This window comes from Magnetovibrio sp. PR-2, from assembly GCF_036689815.1.
Classification (GTDB): domain Bacteria; phylum Pseudomonadota; class Alphaproteobacteria; order Rhodospirillales; family Magnetovibrionaceae; genus Magnetovibrio.
Genome location: NZ_JBAHUR010000002.1, coordinates 182341 through 207325, shown reverse-complemented (window position 1 = coordinate 207325; position 24985 = coordinate 182341). Strand labels below are relative to the sequence as shown.

Annotated in this window: 23 protein-coding genes; 13 read left to right on the top strand and 10 right to left on the bottom strand. The window is 54.7% G+C overall.

Features of this window, described 5'->3' with window-relative positions:
* Positions 1 to 104 precede the first annotated feature (104 nt).
* The 9 genes from bamA to V5T82_RS03395 are packed head-to-tail and all read left to right on the top strand — an operon-like array spanning position 105 to position 8164.
* On the top strand, positions 105 to 2384 hold the full coding sequence (gene bamA / locus V5T82_RS03435) for an outer membrane protein assembly factor BamA (protein WP_332894198.1): 2280 nt from the start codon (positions 105 to 107) through the stop codon (positions 2382 to 2384).
* Between the two features lie 9 nt (positions 2385 to 2393).
* A complete protein-coding gene (locus V5T82_RS03430; RefSeq protein ID WP_332894197.1) occupies positions 2394 to 2972 on the top strand; it encodes an OmpH/Skp family outer membrane protein in 579 nt (192 codons plus the stop codon).
* Between the two features lie 9 nt (positions 2973 to 2981).
* A complete protein-coding gene (gene lpxD / locus V5T82_RS03425) occupies positions 2982 to 4001 on the top strand; it encodes a UDP-3-O-(3-hydroxymyristoyl)glucosamine N-acyltransferase (RefSeq protein ID WP_332894196.1) in 1020 nt (339 codons plus the stop codon).
* 3 nt (positions 4002 to 4004) lie between these two features.
* The gene (gene fabZ, locus V5T82_RS03420) at positions 4005 to 4454 is read left to right on the top strand and encodes a 3-hydroxyacyl-ACP dehydratase FabZ (RefSeq protein WP_332894195.1); all 450 of its coding nucleotides are present in this window, start codon (positions 4005 to 4007) and stop codon (positions 4452 to 4454) included.
* Between the two features lies 1 nt (position 4455).
* On the top strand, positions 4456 to 5256 hold the full coding sequence (lpxA, locus tag V5T82_RS03415) for an acyl-ACP--UDP-N-acetylglucosamine O-acyltransferase (RefSeq protein WP_332894194.1): 801 nt from the start codon (positions 4456 to 4458) through the stop codon (positions 5254 to 5256).
* A complete protein-coding gene (locus V5T82_RS03410) occupies positions 5246 to 6067 on the top strand; it encodes an LpxI family protein (protein ID WP_332894193.1) in 822 nt (273 codons plus the stop codon). The genes lpxA and V5T82_RS03410 overlap by 11 nt, the downstream gene beginning before the upstream one ends.
* Entirely contained in the window at positions 6064 to 7212 is a 1149-nt protein-coding gene (gene lpxB / locus V5T82_RS03405; RefSeq protein ID WP_332894192.1) for a lipid-A-disaccharide synthase, read from the top strand. Before V5T82_RS03410 ends, lpxB begins: the two co-directional genes overlap by 4 nt.
* A 1-nt stretch (position 7213) precedes the next feature.
* Positions 7214 to 7615: a lactoylglutathione lyase gene (gene gloA, locus V5T82_RS03400; RefSeq protein ID WP_332894191.1), complete on the top strand. Its 402-nt coding sequence runs from the start codon at positions 7214 to 7216 to the stop codon at positions 7613 to 7615.
* A 9-nt stretch (positions 7616 to 7624) separates the two neighbouring features.
* The gene (locus tag V5T82_RS03395; protein WP_332894190.1) at positions 7625 to 8164 is read left to right on the top strand and encodes a shikimate kinase; all 540 of its coding nucleotides are present in this window, start codon (positions 7625 to 7627) and stop codon (positions 8162 to 8164) included.
* An 18-nt stretch (positions 8165 to 8182) separates the two neighbouring features.
* Here the strand turns inward: V5T82_RS03395 and V5T82_RS03390 are convergent, their stop codons facing one another.
* Complete coding sequence (locus V5T82_RS03390) at positions 8183 to 9292, bottom strand: diguanylate cyclase domain-containing protein (protein ID WP_332894189.1); 1110 nt, start codon at positions 9290 to 9292, stop codon at positions 8183 to 8185.
* A gap of 272 nt (positions 9293 to 9564) precedes the next feature.
* Between V5T82_RS03390 and V5T82_RS03385 the strand changes: the two genes are divergently transcribed.
* A complete protein-coding gene (locus V5T82_RS03385; protein ID WP_332894188.1) occupies positions 9565 to 11277 on the top strand; it encodes an aldehyde ferredoxin oxidoreductase C-terminal domain-containing protein in 1713 nt (570 codons plus the stop codon).
* Positions 11278 to 11319: 42 nt separating this feature from the next.
* Here V5T82_RS03385 and V5T82_RS03380 read toward each other — a convergent pair whose 3' ends face one another.
* The 4 genes from V5T82_RS03380 to gltX all read right to left on the bottom strand — a co-directional run bounded on the left by V5T82_RS03380 (position 11320) and on the right by gltX (position 17121).
* Complete coding sequence (locus V5T82_RS03380; RefSeq protein WP_332894187.1) at positions 11320 to 13176, bottom strand: sensor histidine kinase; 1857 nt, start codon at positions 13174 to 13176, stop codon at positions 11320 to 11322.
* Between the two features lie 6 nt (positions 13177 to 13182).
* The gene (locus V5T82_RS03375) at positions 13183 to 14178 is read right to left on the bottom strand and encodes an ABC transporter substrate-binding protein (protein ID WP_332894186.1); all 996 of its coding nucleotides are present in this window, start codon (positions 14176 to 14178) and stop codon (positions 13183 to 13185) included.
* Between the two features lie 152 nt (positions 14179 to 14330).
* Positions 14331 to 15635 carry a citrate synthase gene (gltA, locus tag V5T82_RS03370; protein ID WP_332894185.1) on the bottom strand — a complete coding sequence of 435 codons (1305 nt, stop codon included), beginning with the start codon at positions 15633 to 15635 and terminating at the stop codon, positions 14331 to 14333.
* 82 nt (positions 15636 to 15717) lie between these two features.
* Positions 15718 to 17121: a glutamate--tRNA ligase gene (gene gltX / locus V5T82_RS03365; RefSeq protein ID WP_332894184.1), complete on the bottom strand. Its 1404-nt coding sequence runs from the start codon at positions 17119 to 17121 to the stop codon at positions 15718 to 15720.
* Positions 17122 to 17366: 245 nt separating this feature from the next.
* On the opposite strand from gltX, the gene V5T82_RS03360 reads away from it, so the two are divergent.
* Positions 17367 to 19433: a ComEC/Rec2 family competence protein gene (locus V5T82_RS03360; protein WP_332894183.1), complete on the top strand. Its 2067-nt coding sequence runs from the start codon at positions 17367 to 17369 to the stop codon at positions 19431 to 19433.
* Between the two features lie 164 nt (positions 19434 to 19597).
* A complete protein-coding gene (locus V5T82_RS03355; RefSeq protein ID WP_332894182.1) occupies positions 19598 to 20368 on the top strand; it encodes a response regulator in 771 nt (256 codons plus the stop codon).
* A gap of 168 nt (positions 20369 to 20536) precedes the next feature.
* On the opposite strand, the gene lexA is transcribed toward V5T82_RS03355, so the two are convergent.
* Positions 20537 to 21247 (bottom strand): transcriptional repressor LexA, encoded by a 711-nt coding sequence (gene lexA, locus V5T82_RS03350; protein ID WP_332894181.1) that lies wholly within the window; start codon positions 21245 to 21247, stop codon positions 20537 to 20539.
* A gap of 291 nt (positions 21248 to 21538) precedes the next feature.
* Between lexA and V5T82_RS03345 the strand changes: the two genes are divergently transcribed.
* Positions 21539 to 21967, top strand: coding sequence for a hypothetical protein (locus V5T82_RS03345; RefSeq protein ID WP_332894180.1), 429 nt, complete (start codon positions 21539 to 21541; stop codon positions 21965 to 21967).
* Positions 21968 to 21981: 14 nt separating this feature from the next.
* On the opposite strand, the gene V5T82_RS03340 is transcribed toward V5T82_RS03345, so the two are convergent.
* Genes V5T82_RS03340 through trpC form a run of 4 tightly spaced genes read right to left on the bottom strand, consistent with a single transcriptional unit; the run spans position 21982 to position 24982 of the window.
* Complete coding sequence (locus V5T82_RS03340; protein ID WP_332894179.1) at positions 21982 to 22482, bottom strand: GNAT family N-acetyltransferase; 501 nt, start codon at positions 22480 to 22482, stop codon at positions 21982 to 21984.
* A complete protein-coding gene (locus V5T82_RS03335; RefSeq protein ID WP_332894178.1) occupies positions 22482 to 23702 on the bottom strand; it encodes a molybdopterin molybdotransferase MoeA in 1221 nt (406 codons plus the stop codon). Before V5T82_RS03335 ends, V5T82_RS03340 begins: the two co-directional genes overlap by 1 nt.
* 2 nt (positions 23703 to 23704) lie before the next feature.
* The gene (gene moaC / locus V5T82_RS03330; RefSeq protein ID WP_332894177.1) at positions 23705 to 24181 is read right to left on the bottom strand and encodes a cyclic pyranopterin monophosphate synthase MoaC; all 477 of its coding nucleotides are present in this window, start codon (positions 24179 to 24181) and stop codon (positions 23705 to 23707) included.
* Positions 24182 to 24184: 3 nt separating this feature from the next.
* Positions 24185 to 24982, bottom strand: coding sequence for an indole-3-glycerol phosphate synthase TrpC (trpC, locus tag V5T82_RS03325; protein WP_332894176.1), 798 nt, complete (start codon positions 24980 to 24982; stop codon positions 24185 to 24187).
* Positions 24983 to 24985: the final 3 nt, after the last annotated feature.

Here is a 24985-nt window from a genome sequence, read left to right as displayed (position 1 = left end):
TTTTGGTGTTCGAGCAGGTTTGAGCTTGTGGTTTTGCTGAGGGGCAAATGAGTAAAAGTGCGTACAAACAGAACGTGGCTACGTTTTTGAAGGCAGGGAAGAGCGTGAAGGCAATATATTTCAATCTCTTAGTCGTCATGGCAATGGGTGCAGCAGTGTTGCTGCCGACCGACTTTGCCCGCGCCCAAGGCGTTCCGACCATTGAGGCCATCGCCGTCGAAGGCGCTGCCCGTGTGGATGCGGAAACGGTGCGTTCCTATCTAACGGTGCGTGAAGGCGACGCGTTCGATCCGGTACGCATTGACCGGTCCCTAAAATCCCTGTTTGCAACCGGACTGTTCGCCGATGTGAGCCTGCGCCGCGAAGGCGATATTTTGGTGATCGTTGTGGTGGAAAACCCGGTCATCAACCGCATCGCGTTCGAAGGCAACCAACGCATTGACGATGAAGAACTTTCGTCGGAAATTGGGCTGAAGCCGCGCGTGATCTATACCCGCTCCAAGGTGCAAAACGATGTCAACCGCATCCAAACGCTGTATCAAAAAAGCGGGCGTTTTTCTGTCACGGTTGAACCGAAGCTGATTCAACTGCCGCAAAACCGCGTTGATTTGGTGTTCGAAGTCGATGAAGGCGCGCTGACCGAAGTGCAAAACATTCGTTTCGTTGGCAACCGCGTTTTTGATGACGGCGATCTGCAAGAAATCATCCGCACACGCGAAACCCGCTGGTATCGCTTTTTGTCTTCGGATGACACATATGATCCCGACCGTATTACCTTCGACCGCGAACTGTTACGCAGGTATTATCTGAAAAACGGTTATGCCGACTTCAAGGTTTTGTCCGCCGTTGCGGAACTGACCCCCAGCCGCGATCAGTTCTTCATCACCTTTACCGTAGAAGAAGGCCGCCGCTATACCTTTGGCGATATTTCTATTCAGGCCGACCTGCGCGACATGAAGGCTGATGATGTGTCCGAAACCATTGCCATTGAAAAAGGCGAGTGGTACGACGCCGATTTGGTGGACGATACGGTTCAAAGCCTGACCGACGCTGCCGGCAACTTGGGTTATGCGTTTGTTGACGTGCGGCCTAAAGTCGATCGGGACAGCGAAGCTGGCGTGATCAACCTGGATTTCGAAATCAAAGAAGGTCCCCGCGTTTTTGTTGAACGGATCAACATCACCGGCAACGTGCGGACCCATGACAATGTCATCCGCCGCGAATTCAACGTGGTTGAAGGGGATGCGTTCAACTCGGCTAAGCTGCGCAAGTCCATCACCAATATCGAAGATCTCGACTTCTTCGAACGTGTGGACGTGAAGCAAGTTCAAGGCTCGGCACCGGATAAGGCTGTCGTTAATGTTGAGGTGGAAGAAAAATCCACGGGCTCGCTGTCCATCGGTGCGGGGTATTCGACGACCAACGGCGCCTTGGCTGAGTTCGGTATTCGCGAACGTAACTTGCTGGGTAAAGGTCAAGAGTTGAGCTTTAACTCGACCATTTCTCAGCGACAAACCTTGCTTAATCTCGGGTTCACGGAACCACATTTTTTGAACCGGGATATTTCGGCAGGCTTTAACATCTTCAGCACGGAAACCGATAACCAATCGTCGAGCTCTTACGACACCGAAGACAAAGGCTTTGCCTTGCGCTTTGGCTATCCGATCTCAACGAACTTATCTCAGGGTTGGGTGTACACACTGAAAAGCTCTTCCGTCACCAACGTTCCCAGTGACGCGTCAATTTATGTGCAAGAGCAAGCTGGTGACAAAACCCTGTCAGAGCTGAGCCACTCTATTGCTTATGACCGGCGCAACAGTAAAATTCGCCCGACCGAAGGTTACGTGGCCAAATTGACCAACGACTTGTCCGGTTTGGGTGGGGATAGCCGCTATTTGCGCAACACGGTTCGTGGCGCGTACTACTACAAAATTGCCGATGGCTGGATCACCACCTTAAAAGGCAAAACCGGCGTGATTGTCGGCATTGGTGAAGATGTCGGTCTGTTGGACCGCTATTACATCGGCGGTGATGATCTGCGTGGTTTTGAAAACAACGGGATCGGCCCACGTGACATTTCTACGTCTGACGCTTTGGGCGGTGAGTTTATGTACACCGGCACTGCCGAGCTTGCTGTGCCCCTTGGCCTGCCGCAAGAGTTGGGCATTTCCGGCAAGCTCTTCACGGATTTCGGCAGCTTGATGAACGTGGATGCCTCAGGTGTGAACGTCGCGGATGAAGGATCAATTCGCTCCTCTGTCGGTGCTGGCTTGACGTGGGTTTCGCCAGTTGGCCCCATCAGCCTCGATTTTGCTCAAGCCGTGGTTAAAGAAAGCTACGATCAAACCGAATTCTTCCGCTTTAATTTCGGCACAAAGTTCTAGGAGAGACCTGTGATCAACAAAACTATCGTACACATTTGTGTGGCCGTCTTTTGCGTCTTGATGATGACGCCGAAAGCACAGGCGCAAAATGCTTCAGGCGCGGCTAAGTCCCAAGGCGTGTACATGGCGGTTTTGGATAAAGACATTGTGCTGGATCAGTCCAAGGCTTTGAAAAACATTCGCGAGCAAATTGTGAAATATCAAACGGCGTTCAAAAAAGAATTGGATGCCCAAAAAGCGGCTCTCGACAAAGCCAGCAAAGAATTGCAACGCAAAAAGAATCTGCAAACGCCGGAACAATTTAAAGCGGAACAAGATAAGTTCGCCAAAAGTGTCGTGGCGTGGAAACGCAAAGTTCAACAGGGCAATATTGATTTGGCGAAAGTGCGCACCAAAGCGACGAGCAAAATTGAAGAAGTCTATGCGGCTGTGGTCAGCGGCTTGGCCCAGAAAAATGGCATCACGATTGTGTTCGACAAACGTGCAACCTTCTTTGCCCATCCCAACTTGGATATCACCAATTTGGTGGCGGCGGAGCTCAACACCCGTCTTCCTGCTGTAGCGGTTGAAAACCCCTGGAAAAAATAAGGGGCGAATATGGCCGACCCGAAATTCTTTGATAACGCCGGGCCCTTTACCTTGGCTCAGCTGGCGGAGATCGCCGAAGCTGAAATCCAAGGAGGCACTGGCGAAGAAGTGTTTGTTGATGTTCAACCCCTGCAAGTGGCCGGCAAAGAGCACCTGAGCTTCTTAGACAACAAATTGTATGTTTCCGCTTTCGAAACCAGCGAAGCCGGCGCATGTCTGTGTGATGCCAAGTATGCGGACCAAGCGCCTGACGGCATGATCTTGTTGGTCACGCCAGAGCCCTATCGCGCTTATGCCCGGGTTGCCCAGGCGTTTTATCCGCTGAACCGATCCAACGGTCAAATTCATGAACGCGCCGTTATCAGCGCTGAGGCCTTCATTGGCGAAGCTTGCCAAATCGACGCGTGCGCGGTCATCGAAGCCGGGGCGGAGATTGGCGCGGGGTGTGTCATTGGTGCAAACAGCTTTATTGGTCCGGGCGTCGTTCTTGGGGATGGCTGTCAGGTCGGTCCGAACGTGACGATCCAGCACACCCTTGCCGGCAAGGGATGTGTGTTTCATCCGGGTGCGCGCATAGGTCAAGACGGTTTCGGTTTTGCGCCGGGTGCGGAACACATCAAAGTGCCGCAGTTGGGACGCGTTATCCTGGGTGACGGCGTGGACATCGGCGCAAATGCATGTGTCGACCGGGGCACAGGCCCCGATACAAAGATTGGTTCCGGCACGAAAATCGACAACATGGTCCAGGTGGCTCACAACGTTGAGATCGGTGCTGGATGCTTGTTTGCCGCACTCAGCGGGATTTCCGGCAGCACCAAAATGGGCAATTACGTTATGATGGGCGGCGGGGCTGGATTGGCCGGTCACTTAACCGTTGGCGACGGCGCACGCATTGCGGCGCATTGCGGCATCATGCGTGACGTTGAACCAGGCCAAACTGTTGCCGGCACACCAGCATTGCCGGCTAAAGAATATTGGCGTCAAGTTGCAACACTGAGCAAATTGGCGAGAAAGAAAAAGGGGGACTGAGTTATGAGCTCCGAGAACATCATCGACATCAACCGGATCATGGAAATGATTCCGCACCGCTATCCCATGTTGTTGGTCGACAAAGTTAAAGATGTGGTTCCCGATACCAGCTGCGTCGGTGTCAAAAACGTGACGGCATCCGAGCCTCATTTTCAGGGACACTTTCCAAACCACCCGGTCATGCCGGGCGTGTTGATTGTCGAAGCCATGGCGCAGACATCTGCTGTGTTGGTCGTCGAAACCTTGGGCGTCGAAGCTGAAGGTAAGCTGGTGTACTTCATGGGCGTGGATAGCGCCAAGTTCCGCAAGCCTGTGATTCCCGGAGATGTGCTGGAAATTACGGTGACGAAAATTCAATCGCGCCGCAACGTATATAAGTTCGAAGGCAAAGCCCATGCTGACGGCGTTTTAAAGGCAGAGGCCACGTTCTCTGCCATGATTATGGACAGCTGATATGAGCGATATTCACTCCTCTGCCATCATTGAAGACGGTGCCCAATTGGGCAACGACGTATCCGTCGGACCGTTTTGTATCGTCGGCAAAGACGTAACGCTGGGTGATGGCGTGACGTTGGATAGCCACGTGGTTGTTACCGGCGACACCGCTGTCGGTGAGGGGACGCGGGTCTTTCCGTTTGCTTCCATTGGCGGTCAGCCTCAGGACTTGAAGTTCAAAGGTGAAGTTTCGCGTTTGGAAGTCGGCAAAAATAATGTCATCCGCGAACACGTAACCATGAACCCGGGCACGGAAGGCGGCGGTCTGTTGACCAAAGTCGGTGACAATTGCTTGTTCATGGTCGGCGCACACGTCGCGCACGACTGCCAAGTTTCGAATAACGTCATTTTGGTGAACAATGCTACTTTGGCTGGACACGTCGAAGTGGGCGAGTTCGCTATCGTCGGCGGTCTGTCTGCCGTCCACCAATTCGTGCGTATCGGCAAACACGCCATGATCGGCGGTATGTCGGGCATTGAAAACGATGTTATCCCTTACGGTACCGTGACAGGCAACCGCGCACACTTGTCGGGTTTGAACTTGATCGGTTTGAAACGTCGTGGGTTCGACCGAGAAACCATCCATGCCTTGCGCAATGCCTACCGGTTGTTGTTCGCCCAAGAAGGCACCCTGTCGGAACGTCAAAAAGACGTTGCGGAAATGTTCGATGGTAACGAGCCGGTGATGGACATTATCGAATTTATTGGCGACGACAGCTCGCGTTCGATCTGTCAGCCGAAAATGGAAGATGCCAACTGACCCGGGCCCGCTTGGTATTGTGGCCGGCCGCGGCGAGCTGCCGCGTCTGCTGATCCGCTCATGTCGTGAACAGGGGCGGGACGTTTTTGTCATTGCTCTGAAAGACCACTGCGACCCTGAAACCGTTGACGGTGTGAACCATGCCTGGGTGCGCATTGGTGCGGGCGGGACTTCGATCTCTGAACTGCGAAAGGCTGGTGTGCGGGACTTGGTGATGGCAGGAGCCGTCAAGCGTCCGGGCTTTTGGTCGGTGTTGCCCGATTGGCGGACGTTTAAGTTTTTCTTGGGCGGCTGGTTGTCCAAAGGCGATGACGGATTGCTCCGCGCGATTGTCCGCACACTGGAAACCCAAGAAGGCTTTCGCATACGCGGTGCGCATCAGGTGCGTCCTGAATTGCTGTCTCCTGAAGGCGTGTTGGGACGGGTGCAGCCCTCTGCAAAAGACGACCGATCCATTCAAACCGCTGTCCGTGCCGCAAAAGATCTGGGCGCCCAGGACAAAGGCCAAGCTGCCGTCGGCCGGGCAGACGATGTCATCGCTCTCGAAGGACCAGACGGCACGGATGCCATGCTGACACAGTTGATTGCAAGTGGCGAAGCCTTGGGCGCTGTTTTGGCGAAGATGACCAAACCCGGGCAAGAAACCCGTGTGGATTTGCCCACCATTGGCTTGCGCACTGTGGAGAACGTGAAACGTGCAGGGATGCGGGGCATCGTCGTCGAAGCGGGCAGCTCCATTATCGTCGACCGTGATCAGGTCTTGGCCAAGGCGGACGCGTTGGATGTGTTCGTGGTGGGGATGAAACCATGAAGGTGTTCGTCATAGCAGGGGAAAATTCCGGCGATGCTTTGGGTGCAAGCTTGATGAAATCGCTCACCGCCAAGACGGATGGTGCGATTGAGTTTCGTGGCGTCGGCGGACCGGAGATGCAGGCCCAAGGTTTGTCCAGCCTTTTCCCGATGACGGACTTGGCTGTTATGGGCGTGTTCGAAGTGTTGCCGCGTCTACGCCTGTTGCTCAAACGCATGAACCAAACGGCCCACGCCATAGAACGCGAAAAGCCGGACGTGGTTGTGACCATCGATGCACCTGACTTTTGTTTTCGCGTTGTGAAAAAACTGAGAAAGCGCCACAACCAAGTTCCCGTGGTGCACTACGTTGCGCCGAGTGTCTGGGCTTGGCGGGCAGGGCGGGCCGAGAAAGTCGCCAAGTTCTTGGATCACCTCTTGTGTCTGTTGCCGTTCGAACCGCCGTATTTCCACAAGGAAGGTCTGGACGCCACCTTCGTCGGCCACCCTGTGGTGACCGGGAATTTAGATGCGGGCGACGGTCCGTCTTTTCGCACCCACCACGCCATAGATCCCGAAGCTCCGCTCTTGTGCCTGTTGCCGGGGTCGCGCACGGGTGAAGTCACACGTTTGTTGGGGGTGTTTGGCGAAACCGCATCGCGGTTGGCAACGCAGTACCCGAAGCTTTCTGTCGTTATCCCATCCGTCGATCATTTGAAAACACACATCGAAGAGATGACGTCGTCTTGGACCATGCCCGTCACCGTGGTTGGTCCTGCGCAAAAGGCGGACGCTTTTGCCGCTTCCACCATCGCCATTGCGGCCAGTGGCACGGTGACTTTGGAGCTTGCCATGGCGAAGCTTCCCCACGTCATCGGTTATCGCATGAACGCCCTGACGGCCATGTTGGCGCGTCGTCTGATCAAGACACCGTTTGTCAACTTGATCAACATCTGCTTGGGCCGCGAAGCCGTGCCGGAGCTTTTATTGGAAAATTGCACGGCGGATAACTTAGCGCACGAATTGTCACGTTTGATGGATGATGAAGCGCTGCGCAACCAACAGATTGATGCCGCAACAGCTGCGTTGAACGCGTTGGGTTACGGTGGGCCGTCCCCAGGGGATTTAGCCGCTGACGTTGTCATAAAAACAGCAAGGAACGCATGATATGGACACGCCAAATTTTCGCTTTCTGCACACCATGATCCGGGTCAAGGATTTGGACGCCTCAATCGATTTTTATACCCGGCATTTGGGTATGAAAGTGCTGCGCCGCACAGACTACCCCGACGGCAAATTTACCCTTGCGTTTGTGGGCTATGGCGAGGAAAAAGACAACACGGTGGTTGAGCTCACGCACAACTGGGATCAAGACGAGCCGTATGACCTGGGAACCGGGTTCGGACACTTGGCCTTGGCGGTTCCCGATATTTATGCGGCGTGCGAAAAGATGGAACAAGACGGCGTGAACATCCCTCGCAAACCCGGTCCGATGAAGCACGGCACCACCGTGATCGCCTTTATCGAAGATCCGGATGGCTACAAAATCGAACTGATTGAACGAAAGTGATTTGAGTACATGAACATTGTCATCATCGGCATGCGCGGCGCTGGAAAATCCAACGTATCGCGCCGCTTGTCCGTTTTGGTCAAACGTCCGGTGTTCGCCACCGACGACATGATTGTCTATGAAAACGGCGGCAAGAGCATTGACGACATCATTGCCGACAACAAGGGCGACTGGGTTCAGTTCCGCGATTTGGAATTTGAGACCGTCAAAAAAATCGGTCTCATGGACAACGTGATCGTAGATTGCGGCGGTGGCGTCGTGGTGGATTTGGACCAAGACGGCAAGGAAGTCTACTCCAAGCGCAAAATCAAAGCGTTGAAAGAAAAAGGCACGGTTGTGTGGCTCAAGGGCGATATGGAGCGCTTGGTCGAAAAGGTCGAAAAGAAAAACAACCGCCCCACATTGGACAGCCGCACCTCTACCTTGGCACTGATGAAACGCCGTCTGCCGTTCTATGAAAAGGCCGCTGACATCGTCGTCGACATTGAAGGCAAAAAACGCCCTGAATTGGCCGAAGAGATTTTCAAGATTTTCGAAGACAAGCTTTAGGGTTAGGCTATAGCAAGCTCAAAGGTCGCTGGCTAAGGCATAGCGGTGTTTCCCATCGTTTTTGGCTTGGTACATGGCTTTGTCCGCCTTGGACAGCAGGGTTTTGAGGCTCTGTCCATCATCCGGGGAAACCGCGATGCCAATGCTGGCTGATAGGTTGGAGAAGGTGTTTCCCTGGACCGTGTAAGGCGCAGCCAGCTCCTCTAAAATCTTGTCGGCCACGGTCATGGCGCTTTGTGGTGTGACCTGGGTGTCCAAAACCACGGCAAATTCATCTCCCCCCATGCGACCGGCAACGTCGGACTTGCGCAACAGCTCCGTTAAGCGCGCCCCGATTTGGCGCAGGATTTCATCGCCGGCTTCATGGCCGTAGATGTCATTGACGTCTTTAAACCCGTCCATGTCAATAAACAGCAAGGCCAGCTGTTCGCCTGTGCGTTTATTGCGCAACAACGCTTGTTCCAATCGATGGTCAAGCTCGCGGCGATTGGGGATATTGGTCAGGGCGTCAATGGTGGCTAGGGACTGAAGACGGCGCTCCAACGCTTTGCGTTCGGAAATATCGACCATCACGCCAATGATACCGGCGGCCTCACCGGATGTGCGGTGGTAGACGGCTTTGTGGAACAAAACATCGTGCTCTTTGCCGTCAGCATGGTTTACTTGGGTTTCATAGACTTGATCATTGCCAAAAAGCATCAACGACATATCCGCATCGTGGTAAATCCGGGCTAAATCTGCGGGCGCAATGTCAAAAACGGACTTGCCGATGATCTCTTCACTCGGCTTTCCTAAGTATTCTCCAAACTTGTCGTTACAGCCGATGTAGATGCCGTTTTCGTCCTTATAAAAAACCGGAGCGGGGATGGCATTGATCAGGGTTTGCAGAAACCGTGTTTCATTTTGTGCAATTTCCCGGTCCTTGCGGTGTTCTGGGTAGACCCAAAACATAAAGCCAACCGTTAGAGTTGCCGTCAAAGTGACAGCATGGAGGACGGCTTCAATCAGCAATGAGTCCTCAGAAAGGCCATGAATAAACCTCAAGACCGCCAGCTCAACGAGGAAGCAGGCCACAATCACCTTCGCATAAGATACGAGTGGAACTTTCTCAGAGACTTTGAATGCCATACGTTTAGGCCTATATGAGCAGAGGGACGTTAATGGTGATTGCACGTTTGAAAGCATTTTATACCGATGAGGACCCAGTGTCGCACCACAATATCGCAACTCAGAGAGAATTTTTCGCAGTGAAAAATAATCACCATATAATTATTGTTGTTAATAAGTAATGTGTGATGTTAAAGTGTAAAATAAACCTTTTCAATTTTCGCGAAAGTCGGGTATAAGCAGTGTCCCGTGATCATAATGCAGTGCAACATAAGAAAAGTAAGATTTAGAAAATGCGCACCTACTTACACATCGACCTGAAGACCCGTTCGGTCCGAAAAGAAGAACAAAGTGGTGAAACGCTGGCCCGTGCCGGGCGTTACATGATTGCAAAAACCCTGTTGGAGAGCGGAGCGGCCAAGGCCTCTCCCTTGGCGCCTGCAAACCCGCTGATTTTCTCAGCCGGTCCCTTTGCGGGCACGAACTTTTCCAATGCCAACCGTTTGAGCGTCGGCTGCAAAAGCCCGCTGACGGGTGGCGTTAAAGAATCCAACGCAGGCGGCACCTTCGCCTTTGCCATGGGACAGCTGGAAATTTCCGGCATTACGCTGAACGATGCGTCGGACGATTGGGTGGTGATTTACATCCCCAAAGACGGCGAGATCGTCTTTGATGATGCATCCCCTTACATGGGCAAAGGCAACATGGAAGCCGCCGCCATGCTTCACGAAAAGTATGGCGATAAGACCTCTATCGCGCTGTGTGGACCTGTGGGTGAGTACCAAGGCTTGATCGCGGGCATTGCCTTTAGCGATACCGATAACCGTCCGTCGCGTTTGGCGGCACGCGGTGGCGTGGGCGCGGTCATGGGCTCGAAAAAGGTCAAAGCCATCGTCGCAGACAAGCACAAAATGCCGCAGTTTCATGAGCGAAAAAAGCTGATGATGGCGGTGAAGTCTTACGGCGATAAAATCGTGGCCGATCCCAAGGCGCAAGGCTTGGCGACGTTGGGCACGGCCTTGGCTGCCGACGTGACGAACCACATCGGCGCGCTTCCGGTTAACAACTTTTCGATCGGTTCCGCGACCATTGACATGGATCCACCGTTCCCCATGGGTGGCGAAGCCATTCATGAACAAAACAAAGCGCGGGGCGGTGATGTGTCCCACGCCTGTATGCCGGGCTGCCAGATCAAGTGCTCCAACGTCTATGTCGACAAAAAGGGGGAAGAGATTGTTTCCCCCCTGGAATATGAAACCATCGGCCTGTTGGGCACCAACTGTGGTCTGAAAGACCCGGACGATGTGGCGTATATGAATTACGACTGCAACGATTTGGGCATCGACACCATCGAAGCCGGTGCTTTGATCGGCGTGTTGATGGAAGCGGGTGACGGTGCGTTTGGCGACGTGGACTTCATGCGCCAAGTCATGAAAGACATGATGGACGGCACCGAACGCGGTCGCGAACTCGCCCAGGGTGTGGCCATCGTCGGTGAGAAACGTGGCCTTAAACGTCTGCCTGTGATCAAGAAACAAGCGCTCAGCGCTTACGATCCGCGTGTCACGGAAGTCACGGCAATTTCTATGATGACCACGGTCCAAGGTGCGGACCACACGGTGGGCAACAGTCCGACGTTCCCAAGCACAGAGCACACGGTCGAAGAACTGGTGCAGGAAAGCTATAACCTACAAGTCTTGTGCGCCAGCAACGACAGCTTAGGCCTCTGCCTGTTTGGCCGCGCCGTCAGCAACGCCAATCAACAGATGGTGATTGACGCTCTGAACGATGCGTTGGGGACGGACTTGCCGGTGAACTTCTACGCCGACATCGGCCGCGACACGTTGCTGTTGGAACGCCAGTTTAATCAAGACGCAGGCTTTGGGGTCGAAGATAACGAGCTGCCACAGTTCTTCATCGATGAACCCTTGCCGCCGACCAACAAAACGTCACGCCTGCGTGCTGATGAAGTGACGGAAATGATGGGCAGGTTGTTGGATCAATAGGCGTCCAAAAAAACGACCTTGAATGACCAAACGGCGGGCTGATCAGTCCGCCGTTTTGTTTTCAATGGGCAACACAAAAAAGAAGGTCGTGAATTCGCCGGGCTTTTGTTCCAGCCCGATCCGTCCACCATGGCTTTGGATGATGGATTTAGAGATAAACAACCCCAACCCCGTGCCGGAGGATTTGCGCTCGTCACTGCTATCGGCCTGGGAGAACCATTCGAATAGGTTTTTAATATAGTCTTCCGGCACGCCGGGACCATGGTCGGTGACGCTGACACGGACCCAGTCTTCGAGCTGTTGGGCTTCAATTTTGATGTTGTCATTGGTGCAGGCATACTTTGCGGCATTGGACATCAGATTGGCCAGCACCTGATGAAGGCGGTCCAAATCACCGCGAACCTTTATGCCACACGTTTGATCCGGACCCGTAAACGACACACCGTAGTGCAAAGCATAGCCGGCGTTTTCTTTGATGGCTTGGTTGACCAACGCATCAATACTGAGGTCGCCAAACGTAAACGTCATGCGATCGGACAGAATTCTTTCAGCGTCCAAGATATCGTTGACCAGAAAGGTTAAACGATCCGTGCTCTTGTCGGCCATGCTCAACATGTTGAGTGCTTTGGGCGGAAGGTTGCCCACCGTGCCATTGCTCAATAGGCCCGTCACCCCTTTGATGGAGGTCAGCGGTGTGCGCAATTCGTGACTGACGGTGGCTAAAAACTCGGACTTTGCCTGACTGGCGCGTTCGGCTTCGGTCTTGGCGTGTTCGAGGCTGCTAAAGGCTTGCTTTAACTGGGCCGCCATTTTGTTCAAGGCATATGACAGTTGCAGAACTTCATGTGTCCCTTGTTTCAGGGCGTCTTGGTCAAACTGTCCGCGGGCGATGCCTTCGGATTGACCGATGAGGTCGTGCACCGGTTGTGTGAAGCGCCGCGCAAAGTAAAACGCGGCAAATGTTGCGATGGTTCCAATCAAGACAATAACGATAACAGACAGAATTAAGCCTTGATACATCCTGGCCTGGGCAATGTTGAGCGGCATCTTTATACCCACCAGCCAATTGATCCGCGAAATTTTGACGCTGTAAGCCACGGACGTTGTGCCATCTGGGTCTTGCATCAAAATCAATTCCTTGTTTTTGGCAGAGGTCTGCAGCAAGGCCATATCGGCTGTGTTCAGACGCATTTCACGCAAAACCTGATGCAGCAAGGAATGTCCCAAAACCCGGCCTGTGTCATCGGCCACAAAAGCGACTTGGCTGTCACGCAGATCCAGTGCGGACAAAGCCTCCCACATAAATCGTAAATTAAACTCGGCGATCAAAGCGCCTTGGATGTCGTTGAAGATGGTTCGGATAGGGACGGCGAAGGTCAGTATAGGTTCATGCGTGACTTTCGATACGGTCAACAGGCCGATGAAATCGTCCCCGCGTCGAATTGTGCTCAACAAATTGTGGTCGGCCCACTTTGTCGCGCTTAAGGTGCGAACGACGGTCAGACGCGAAATCTTATCAACTTCGGCACCTTGCGTATTGATGATGGACAAGCTGCGCACACCTTTGTGTCGTGACATCAAGCGCGCCAATACGCCGGAGTTATGCTGTTTAAACGCCGCATCCGTTGAGGCCTGAACCAACACGGCCCCAGTGTCCAAACTGTCTTGGAGGGTCGTTAAAAACTCGTGCACTTGGGTGGCCGCCAATTCTGCGCGATACGACATATCCGCTTCTTGGGCGCGGTGTTCACTTTGCCAGATGTTCCAAGTTGAAAACGCACCGACCAAAATGATCGCCATGACGCTGAGCCCCGCAAATGTCCAGGCTAGGCTTTTGCTCATGGAGGTTCCGGACGGTTTGTCCAAACTCTCAGGGGTTTGGCGTTTTGGCGTTGTCATGTGTGATCACTCGACAACGTTTGCGGAGAGAGACATCAACGTTTCTGACGGCTGTAACCCTAACTTTTTGATCAGCTCCATATTGAGAAACAGGCTGGGTTCGGAATTGATGACCGGGAAGGCTATATGGTCCTGGGTGCTGAGAATTTGATCTGTCAAATAAGCCGCTTGCTTGCCGACTTGAAACTTGTCGACGTGATAGCTGAACAAGGCCCCTTGTTCGACTTGTTTGAAGGTGTTGCCGACAATGGGCAGGCCGTGTTGATCCGCATAACTTTTGAGAGCGCCAAACCCGGCTTTGGATTGAGGCACCAAATTGGGGGCAATGAAAATGGCGTCAAAGGGGGGCTCTGGGTTTTGTTCCAGGGCTTGCAGAAGGTCTCCTGTCGAATTGACTTCGGTTTCAACCAGCGTCAAGTCGAACATTTCTGCCGTTTTGCGCAGGGGGCCGAGGAAGTGTTTCGTCGTGGGGTATTTGGGCGTATAGGGCAGCCAAACCCGCTTGCTTTCGGGAGACAGAGCATTGAGAAACTCTAGTCTTTTGCCGATGAATTCGTTCAACGGGTTGCGCACCCCTGTGATGTTACCGGAGGGTGATTGCATGTCGTCCACAACACCGGAGCCCACCGGAGACAAGACCACGGTAAAGACCATGGGGATCGAAGTTCCTTTGAGCGCCTCTTTACAGGCCAAGGCCCCGCCATTGGTGGTGGTGACGACCAAGTCGACTTTTTGCTGCACGAATTGGCGGCAAATGCTGGCCATGGTCTTCTTGTTGCTTTTGGCGGAGCCAAAGAAATAATTGACGGTTTGGCCTTCCGTATAGCCGCGCTCAGTCATGCCGTCTTTGAAGCCGTTATAGACGTTGGTAAAGACGTCTACACCTAACATGAAGCCGATATCTTTCGGCTTTTGTTCTTCTTGGGAGCATGCGCCAAGCCATAGGCTGGAAGCAAGGAGGAGCGCTGTTGAGATAGGCAAACGACGAAGTTTCGGCAACATGAATGTGTTCCGTTTAGTTCAATCCAATGGGGTGCCCAGCAGCGTTTTGAATGATGCCTGAAATATAATACATTCGCAACGCGTTCTGTGTGGAAAACAAAAAACGGCGGCCCCATGATAGGGCCGCCGTTTGTTCAAGTCGAGAAACCGGCTTAGCGGTCTTTGATATCGACGTAGTCGCGCGGCGTTGAGCCTTGGAACAATTGGCGCGGACGGCCAATCTTTTGCGACGGATCTTCGATCATTTCGTTCCACTGAGCAACCCAGCCGACGGTACGGGCCACGGCGAACAACACCGTGAACATTTCGGTCGGGATCCCCATGGCGCGGTAAATGATGCCGGAATAGAAATCGACGTTCGGATACAGTTTCTTCTCGACGAAGTACGGATCTTCCAGCGCGATTTTTTCCAAGGCCATAGCCAGCTTCAAAAGTGGCTCATCTTCCAAACCCAGCTCTTTGAGAACCTCGTGCGCCGTTTCGCGCATAATGGTCGCGCGCGGGTCGAAGTTTTTGTAGACGCGGTGACCGAAGCCCATGAGGCGGAACGGATCTTCCTTGTCTTTGGCTTTGGCGATGTATTCGTCAACGCGATCGACCGAGCCGATTTCTTCGAGCATGTTCAGAACGGCTTCGTTCGCACCGCCGTGGGCCGGACCCCAAAGGGATGCGATGCCTGCGGAAATACACGCAAACGGGTTGGCACCGGACGAACCGGCCAAACGCACGGTCGAGGTCGAAGCATTTTGTTCGTGATCCATGTGCAAGATCAAAATACGGTCCATGGCGCGCGCCAGAACCGGGTTCACGACGTACTCTTCGCACGGGTTGGAGAACATCATGTACAAGAAGTTCTCAGAGTAGTTCAGATCGTTGCGCGGATAGACGAACTGCATGCCGATGGAATAGCGGAACGCGTTGGCTGCGATGGTCGGCATCTTGGCGATCAAACGGGTGGACGCCACAAAGCGGTGTTTCGGGTCGGAGATGTCCAAGCTGTCGTGATAGAACGCAGCCAATGCGCCGACCACGCCGACCATGATGGCCATCGGGTGGCTGTCGCGGCGGAAGCCGTCGTAGAAGCTGTGAATCTGTTCGTGCAGCATCGTGTGATACGTCAAACGGTGCTCAAACCGGTCTTTTTCCTCTGCGCTGGGCAGTTCGCCGTAGATCAACAGATAGCAGGTTTCGACATAGTCGGAAGAAACGGCCAGTTGTTCAATCGGATAACCGCGATATTGCAGCTCACCTTTATCACCGTCGATGTAGGTGATTTCGGATTGGCAGCTACCTGTGGAGGTAAAGCCCGGGTCGTAAGTGAAGTGGCCGGTGTCGGCGTATAAGCGACGCACGTCGATGACGCGCGGTCCCACGGTGCCTTCGAGAACGGGCAGCTCCCAACTGTCGCCGGTCTCATTATTAGTCAATGTAAACGTATTTTCTTTTTTCGTACTCATGGTTCCTCGCCAATCATATACCGTCCGGGGCGGGACGGGGGTTCCTCTGACAATTTGGGCACTTTTGCGCCTCTTGCAATGGTTATTCAGCCCCGCTTATGGCGTCTGTTAAACGCCCTAGGCTTTCCTCTTTCCCCAAAATTTCCAAAATCTCGAACACGCTTGGAGATACGGTGGTTCCGGTCAGAGCCGCGCGCAGCGGCTGGGCCACTTTTCCAAGCTTCAGCCCGGCTTTTTCGCCGTAGGCTTTAGCGAGATCTTGAAGGGAAGCGGATTGCCAATCTTCACAATCGTTCAGTTTGTTCACGATGTCTTGCAACACCGTCGCACCATCGCCGGAAACCAGCTTGGCGGCTTTTTCGGTGAGAGCCAGCGGACGCGCCTGCGCATAAAACGCGGCGTTTTCAGCCAGTTCCAAAGTCGTTTTGGCACGCTCTTTCAAGCTACTCATGCCCGCAAGCACATGGGCCTTTCCGTGAGGCGCGATGTGATCGCCCAGCTTGTCTTCGATTAAGGGCCAAATGAGGTCGAGCAAACGCTGATCGTCCGCTTCGCGCATATAATGGCCGTTGACGTGTGTCAGCTTGTCGGCATCAAAACGTGCCGCGGCTTTGCCCACGTCCACCACGTCGAACCATTCGATGGCTTGGTCTTGGGAAATGATCTCGTCGTCGCCGTGGCTCCAGCCCAAACGCAAAAGGTAGTTGTTCACGGCTTCGGGCAACAAACCCATATCGCGGTATGCTTCCACACCCAGCGCACCGTGGCGTTTGGACAGCTTCTTGCCGTCTGCGCCGTGCAACAGGGGCATGTGGGCGAAGACTGGGCGCTCCCACCCCAATGCGTCATAGATTTGCATTTGGCGGAAGGCATTGGTCAGGTGGTCGTCTCCGCGCACCACATGGGTGATGCCCATGTCATGGTCATCAACGACCACGGCCAACATATAAGTCGGTGAGCCATCCGTGCGCAGGATGACAAAATCGTCAATGGTGGAGTTGGAGACCGTGACTTGGCCCTGGATCAGGTCCTCAATCACCGTATCGCCGTCGTGTTGCGCTTTGATGCGCACGACATATGTGCCGTCTTGTGGATCATGGTCTTTGTCGCGGCAGCGCCCGTCATAGCCTGTCGAGCGGCCCTCGGCCTTCGCCTTTTCGCGCATCTCGGCCAGTTCTTCGGGCGTGCAGGTGCATTTGTAGGCTTTGCCCTTGGCCAGAAGCTCTTGGGCAACTTCGGCGTGGCGCTCAGCATTTTGGAACTGGGAGACCAGCTCGCCGTCCCAATCCAGGCCAAGCCACTTCATTCCGTTTTGAATGGCGTCGAAGGCTTCTTGGGTGGAGCGTTCGCGGTCGGTGTCTTCAATGCGCAGCAGGAATTTGCCGCCGGTATGTTTAGCATAAAGATAATTGAACAACGCGGTACGGGCACCGCCGATGTGTAAAAATCCAGTAGGTGAGGGCGCGAAGCGCGTTACGACCGTCATGTTTTCCCGGTTATCAGTTTGGACCAAATTGCTGTAATCTTATGCGCGTACATATTCACGGTGCCTAACCATTCGGGTAGGTGTGTAGCACATTGTTTTCGCAATTGCAGCATTTGATGCGGCGTTAGCGAAATGTTTTTTTGAAAAGCTGGCGAATACATACGTCAAACGGCTGAAAAAGGATAGTTAAAATCCTAAGACACAGGATCGATCAGTGGGGGATTTCCCAGTTTTCTGCGGCTTTGGTGGCTGAAAGGCACCGCTGGGCCTTGTGGTCGCCTGTGTTGTTGGGGACGGGAATCGGCCTCTATTTCGCCTTGCCGTTTGAGCCTGCTGGCGCCTTTGGGTTTGGGCTTTTGGTCATCTTGGGCATCTTTTGGGCGATTTCAGTCCTTCGTTTTAAGGCCGTTTCGTGGGTGTTTTTGGCCTTGGTTCTGATTTCCCTGGGGCTTGTGCTGGCCATGGTGCGCACCTGGTGGGTGGCCGCGCCCGCGCTGATCGCAGAAACCGGGCCCGTCACGGTTCAAGGACAGGTCGAGCGGATTGAGGATTTGGAACGCGGCAAACGCGTGACCCTTAGCCATTTGACGGTCACGCGTCTCAGCCCGGATTTGGTGCCTGAACGTGCGCGCATTCGTCTCAGCGCGAAGGTTCTGCCGCCTTTTCAGCCCGGTGATTGGTTGGAAATGCGCGCCAACCTGGCGCCGCCGCCGCCACCCGCTATGCCCGGTGCGTTTGATTTCCAACGCCACAGCTATTTCCAAGGCATCGGTGCGGTGGGCTTTTCGTTTGGTGCGCCCAAAGTCGTGGGGCGTGCACCGGTGCGCGGCATCAATAGCTTGGTTTTTAAATTTAATCAGTTTCGTCTCGAGCTTGCGCGTTCCATCCAAGCCAGCGAGGACGGTGCGACGGGAAAAGTCGCGGCGGCGCTGATGACCGGACAGCGCGGCACAATCCCTGAGGGTGTGATGGAAGACATGCGCCAAAGCGGCTTGGCGCACCTGTTGGCGATTTCGGGGCTGCATGTGGGCCTCATCGCTGGTTTGGTGTTTTTTGCCCTGCGCGGGGCCTTGGCGCTGTGGCCTTCTGTTGCATTGAGCTTCCCCATCAAAAAGTGGGCGGCGGTGGGGGCGATTGCAGCGGCGTTCGGCTATGCCCTGTTGGCTGGGGCTACGGTGCCGACCCAGCGCGCCTTTATGATGGTGTCTTTGGTGTTACTGGCTGTGCTGTTTGAACGCAAAGCCGTATCCATGCGCTTGGTCATGTGGGCGGCGTTGGTGATTTTGGTGTTGTCGCCGGAAAGTGTGTTGGGGGCGAGCTTCCAAATGTCCTTTTCCGCCGTGGTGGCGCTTGTCGCCGTCTACGAAGCTCTGCGCACGCGCGGCTTGTACGCCAAACCTGCACAAACCTTGTGGGGACGGGTGGGGCGCTATCTCTTGGGCGTGGCCATAACGACCGCAGTGGCTGGGCTGGCGACGGGGCTGTTTGCAGCGTTCCACTTTAACCGGGTGGCGGATTTCGGCTTGGCGGCGAACGTTGTGGCGGTGCCCGTCATGGCACTGTGGATCATGCCGTGGGCCATTGTGGGCTTTGTTTTAATGCCGCTTGGCCTGGAAAGCTTGGCTTTGACGCCCATGGGCTGGGGCATTGATGTGGTCCTAGCCACCGCGCACGAGGTCGCCAGTTGGCCCGGGTCGGTCACCTTGGTGCCCGCCTTTCCCGTTTGGGGGCTGAGCCTCATGGTGTTGGGCGCGTTGTGGCTGGCACTTTGGCGGGGCCGGGTGCGTGCATTGGGTGCGCCATTGGTGGCCCTGGGGTTGGTCGGGGCTATTGGGTGGACGTCACAGCCGGATGTTTTGATCCATCAGGATGGCAAATTGGCGGCTGTGGTGGACCATAACGGGGAATATGTGTTCTCAACATTGCGTTCGGCAAAATTTGAACGCGCCATTTGGCAGCGTCGTGCAGGGGCAGGGGACACTGGTAATCGGTGGCAGGAGATGGCGTTCACACAGACGGGTGTGTCTTGCGATGCGCAAGGGTGTCTCTATCGTCTGGGCGGTGGTGTGGTGGCCTTCGCCAAAACGGAAGATGCGCAGCTGGAAGACTGCGCCCTGGCCGACGTGGTCGTGGTCGACACCCCCTTGAATCTCTGCCAAGGGATGAACCACTTGATCAGCCAAGACGATTTGGCTGAAAAAGGCACCCATGCCATTTGGTTTAACGCAGCGGGAAATGTTGCACGGATTGAGACGGTGAACGGTGCGCGCGGCGACAGGCCCTGGGTTATCCGAGAAACGCTCAACCCATAATTTTAGAAGCGTTCAAAGTTGCATGCGAAAAATCTTATAAAAGATTGTGACGGTCTTGTGAAAGGCGTATCATCCTGTATGCAGTTGGCCCATGGGGATGGGCCATATGGGAGTGCCCCAAAACAAATCATAACCGGGGCAAAAGTGAATAGGGGTGGGGCCTCTTGCAGTTTACAAATATCTTGATTGTCGACGACAGTCCGACGGTCTGCGAGTTCATTGCTCGCGGTTTGTCGAAGCAAAACTACCAAACCGTCCAGGCCGTGCGCATGGAAGATGCGTTAAAATACGCCGGGCACACGGTGGATTTGATCATCACCGACATCATTATGCCGGGTATGGACGGCTATCAGGGCATCCGCGAGATTAAAAGCCGTTGGCCGTCGGTCCCTGTTATCGCCATGTCGGCAGGTGCAGGTGAGGGCGGGCGCGATAAAACGCTGCTCAAAGCGCGCAACATTGGTGCTGACGCCATCATGCAAAAGCCGTTTACCATCGAGGCTTTGAGCGAGCGTATTGAATACCTTCTGTCACGCCGGGGCGGGGTCAGCAAAACCCGCGTTCTCATCGTCGAAGATAGCGCCGTTCAGCGCAAAGTCATGCGCCGCATGTTCGAAGACGGGCGCCACGAAGTGTTCGAAGCCGAGACGGCGGAAGAGGCTCTGACGTCTCGTGAAATCGTCGGTGTCGATCTGTTGGTCACGGACATCTTCATGCCCGGTGAGGGCGGTCTGGCGGTGATCGAAAAGATCCGCAAGAACTGGCCCAACATCCGCATTATTGCCGTATCGGGCGGTTGGAAAGACGAGATGATGGGCGAGAAAACCCTCACAGCAGCCGAGCTCGTCGGTGCCGACGCCGCGCTCAAAAAGCCCTTTACACCAAAACAGCTTTTTGAGGTTGTGGATGATGTTTTGGCGCGAGCCGAAGTTTAAGAATTAAACTAAGTCAAATAGATGCACGCATAACATAACCTAAAAAATTAGGTTAAGTTGTCCAGGTATCCGTCATGGCGAGGCGCGAAAGCGACGAAGCCATCCAGGCTGTTCGTTGCGCAGGCAATCTGGATGGAATAGCTTTGCTTGCACGGACGCCTATTGGCTTCAATACTTCCTCAACAACCCCACCAAGCGCCCCTGAACCAGCACGCGGTCGGACCCAAAAATGCGGGTTTCGTGATCTTTGTTGGCGGGTTCCAGGGCCACCGTGTCGCCCTTGGAGTGAATGTACTTCAGCGTGGTTTCTTCGCCGTCCACCAGCGCCACGACGATGGCGCCATTGCGCGCATTTTCGGTTTTTTCGATGATCACCGTATCGCCGTCTTGAATGCCAGCTTCGATCATGGATTCGCCGTCAACTTCCAAGCAGAAGTGATCCCCCACACCGCCCAGCATATCGGGCGGGATGTTAAGGTATTCCGCAGTCTGTTCGATGCCGTGCAGGTGCGTGCCCGCGGCAATGCGGCCCAACATGGGCACTTCGACCATGCCATTGCCGTTGCCGGAATGTGCAGGCGTCGGTTTTGCGCCGAATTGGCCGCGCACGACGTTTCCGGGCGTAGCGGTTTCGGGAGCTGGGGCTTTGCTGCCTGCATCCACGTTTTCCGGCATTTTGAGGATTTCCAAGGCCCGCGCCTTGTGGGGCAGGCGACGGATAAAGCCGCGTTCTTCCAAGCCGCTGATCAGGCGGTGAATGCCGGATTTGGACTTCAGGCCCAGCGCATCCTTCATTTCATCAAATGACGGCGGCACGCCCGTTTCGCGCAAGCGTTCGTCGATCAGCATCAACAGTTGGTGTTGCTTCTTGGTCAGCATGGGTCGTCTCCCCAAATCCACAGGGCACGCATGCGCTGCGGAACAAAACAAAAACATACATATGTTCTACTTTAGTTCTCTTCGATTCGTCAAGCGCGAAATCCAACAAGGGGCTTCAGGACCAAAACCGAGCGCAGTGCAAAGCTGACAAAGCGATTTTTGAACCACAGAGGACACAGAGTGCACAGAGCTATATTTTCTTCTTCTCTGTGTGCTCTGTGTCCTCTGTGGTGAATTTTACGTTGGATGTGACGGAAGGTCGTGATCGTTTAATTGTCAGATCAACCCAGCATGGCCCATAATGGGGGCATGAAACACCACTGGATTGCATGGATTGGGCTGTGCACCATGGGCCTTGTGGCCTGTGACGTGGCAGATCACGACTTTTCGCCCGAAGCGTTCGATTGTGCCACCATTGCCGGGCGGGTGACGGATGAATACAACGAACTGATTGTTTACAAGCTTCGCGAATGGGATAGCGAAGGCATTCGGGGCGTGCGGCTTCGGTTTAGCTATCCGTCCGCAAGCGATCCTGAAGCTCGCACCAAGGACACCATCCAGTGCACATATCCGTTCACATTGGCGAACCGTTCCGACCCCGAACGTATCGTTGAGTTGGACAGCGTCATGTATGGCGGGCGGTATTTGTCGAAACGCGAGCTGCAGTTTCTCAATAAGTCCCCATTTCGCCCCGTACCGATCTTCGAGCTGGCGGATTGATCTTATTTTGACATCTACCCAAAGGTAGGTGGAAAAACCAACTTTCCAGAGAAATCGTCTAAAATTGATGGATTTAGGCTCAATATCGATAAAAAACCGGGAGAAAACGGACTTTTCAGATTTTCGGCTTTCCAGGTGCTGAAGCCTAGGCGGGCAAAGAAATTCTCTTGTCCTAAAGCAAGAACCGCATCCACGTCTTTTTTCTGACAAATTTCAAGGCCTTGGCGAACCAGTTCGGAGCCAATGCCCATGCGTTGGTGTGTCGGCGCGACACAAAGGGGGAAGAGCGCGGCAGCCCGAAAAAGCGTCTCACCGTCGTCAGAGGCCATTTGGACCGCAGAAAACAGGATGTGAGCAACAATTTCGCCGTATTCAACCGCGACAAGCGAGGAGATCACCGATCCGTCGTTATCCAGGCTTTCGACAAGCTTGGCTTCATCGGTCCCGCCGAATGTGGCAATCATGACCGCGAACACACCTTGACGCTCGTGGTCCAGTTCTTCGCGGATTTCCATTACAGAGAAATCCGGCCCGTGTTCAGCGCAATGATCTCAACCCGTTCCCCAGCCTTGGCCGCAGGGGCGTGGGGGGCGCGGATGACGAGGCAATCGGCAGCGGCGAAGTTCGCCAGCAAAGAGCTGTCTTGTTTGGAAAATGGCGTGACCAGTTTTTCGCCGTCAGTGTTGATCTCCATAGTCGCGCGCATGTATTCCTGACGCGCACCGCCTTCGGGCGCATCAATGGCGAGCTTTGCGGTTTCCAGCGGACCTTCGTCGGCGGGCAGGCCCTGCATCACCCGCATGCACGGGCGCAGATAAACGGTGGAGCTTGCGCCCACACTCACCGGGTTGCCGGGCATGCCCAGAACGGGCGTGCCGTTGAGGGTTCCGAAAATCACAGGTTTTCCGGGCTGCATGGCGACTTTGGTGAAGCACACGTCCATGCCTTCGTTGGTCAAAACCTTGCCCACCAAGTCGTAATCGCCCACCGAAGCCCCGCCGATGGTGATCAGCATGTCGGCTTGGGATGCGGACTGCACCAAGCGGGTCAGCGAGCCTTCGTCGTCCCGTGCAATGCCCAAATCCAGCGCAATCCCGCCCAAGGCCCGCACAAACGCGTTGAGCATGACAGAGTTGGAGCTGATGATCTGATTGTCAGCCAACGGATCGCCCGGCATCACCACTTCGTTGCCTGTGGCGATGATGGCGACGCGGGGTTGGCGGTAGACCGTGACCCAGGGCACATTGGCGGCGGCGGCCAAGCCTAAATCCCGCGCGGTCATGATTTTGGGCGCTGCGATCAGCACTTTGCCTTCGGCGAAGTCCATGCCCGCGCGGCGGATCCACTTGCCCGCAGGCGCGGATTCCAAGACTTTGACCGTGTCGCCGTCCCGTTCCACGTCTTCTTGAATGATGATGGTGTCGGCCCCTTGGGGCACCGGAGCACCGGTAAAAATACGCACGGCCTCGCCGGGTTTAACTTCAGCGTCATAGCTGCCGCCTGCGGCACTTTCACCGACAACCTTCAATTCGCACGGTACAGTTGTCACGTCGTCTTGGCGCACGGCATAGGCGTCCATGGCACACACGTCGGCCCAGGGCTGGGTCAGGCGTGCGGTGATGTCTTCAGCCAAGACCCGGCCCAAAGCGTCGGGCAGGGTGACTTGCTCCGTGCACATCTCAGGCATTTTCGATAGCACGGTATTTAAGGCTTCGGTGACGGGGATCAGGGCCATAATCAGTCAGCTTTAAACTCGCCGGATTTGCCTCCGGCTTTGTGAACCAAACGGATGTCGGTGATGTGCATGGCTTTGTCCACCGCTTTGCACATGTCGTAGACCGTGAGCGCCGCGACGGACACAGCGGTCAGCGCTTCCATCTCCACCCCGGTTTGGCCGGAAAGCTTGCAGGTGGCTTCGATATCCACGGCGTTGCGGCTGGAATCGGGTGTGAGTTCGACTTTCACGGACGTTAGCATGAGGGGATGGCACAGCGGGATCAGATCCGGGGTGCGCTTAGCCCCCATGATGCCGGCCAGTTGAGCGACGGATAGGACGTCACCCTTTTTAAAGCCGCGTTCCTCAATTTTCGCCAAGGTTTCTGCGGCCATGAGAACGGTGCCTTTGGCGGTCGCCGTGCGCTCGGTATGGGATTTCTCGCCAACGTCGACCATGCGGGCGTTGCCGTCTTGGTCTAAGTGGGTGAAGTCGGCCATGGTTTAATCCTCTTTGGTCAAGATCGCTCGGGTCGCAGCTTCGACGTCGTCTTGACGCATCAAGCTTTCCCCGATCAAGAAGCAGTTTGCCCCCACCTTGGACATGCGCGCCAAGTCTTCAGGCGTGTTGAGCCCGCTTTCGGACACCAACATACGGCCTTCGGGGACCATAGCGGCCAGCTCTTCGGTGGTGGCGAGGTCCGTGACCATGGTTTTGAGGTTGCGGTTGTTGACGCCGATCAACTCGGTCTTGAGCTTAAGAGCGCGTTCCAGTTCTTCAGCGTTGTGGACTTCGACCAACACGTCCATGCCAAATTCGCTGGCGGTGGCTTCCAGTTCTTGGGCTTGATCATCACTGAGCGACGCCATGATCAACAAGATGCAGTCTGCACCATAGGCTCGCGCTTCCACCACCTGGTAGGGGTCGAGCATGAAGTCTTTGCGCAGCACGGGGATTTTCACCGCCCCCTTGACGTCCACCAGGTAAGAATCCGCACCTTGGAAATACTTTTCGTCCGTCAGAACGGAAATGCAGCTGGCCCCAGCGCGTTGGTAGGCTTTGGCCAATTGGGCCGGGTGAAAGTCCGCCCGGATCAGACCTTTGGACGGCGATGCCTTTTTGACCTCGGCAATCAGGCCGTAACGCCCTTCGGCGACGGACTTTTTCAGCGCATCGATGAAACCGCGCGGCGTGGCCGCCATGTGGGCGCGGTTTTCCAAATCGTCGATGGAACGCACTTCCTTGCGGCCTTCAATGTGGATGCGTTTGTAGGCGTTGATTTCGTCTAATATATCAGACATCTG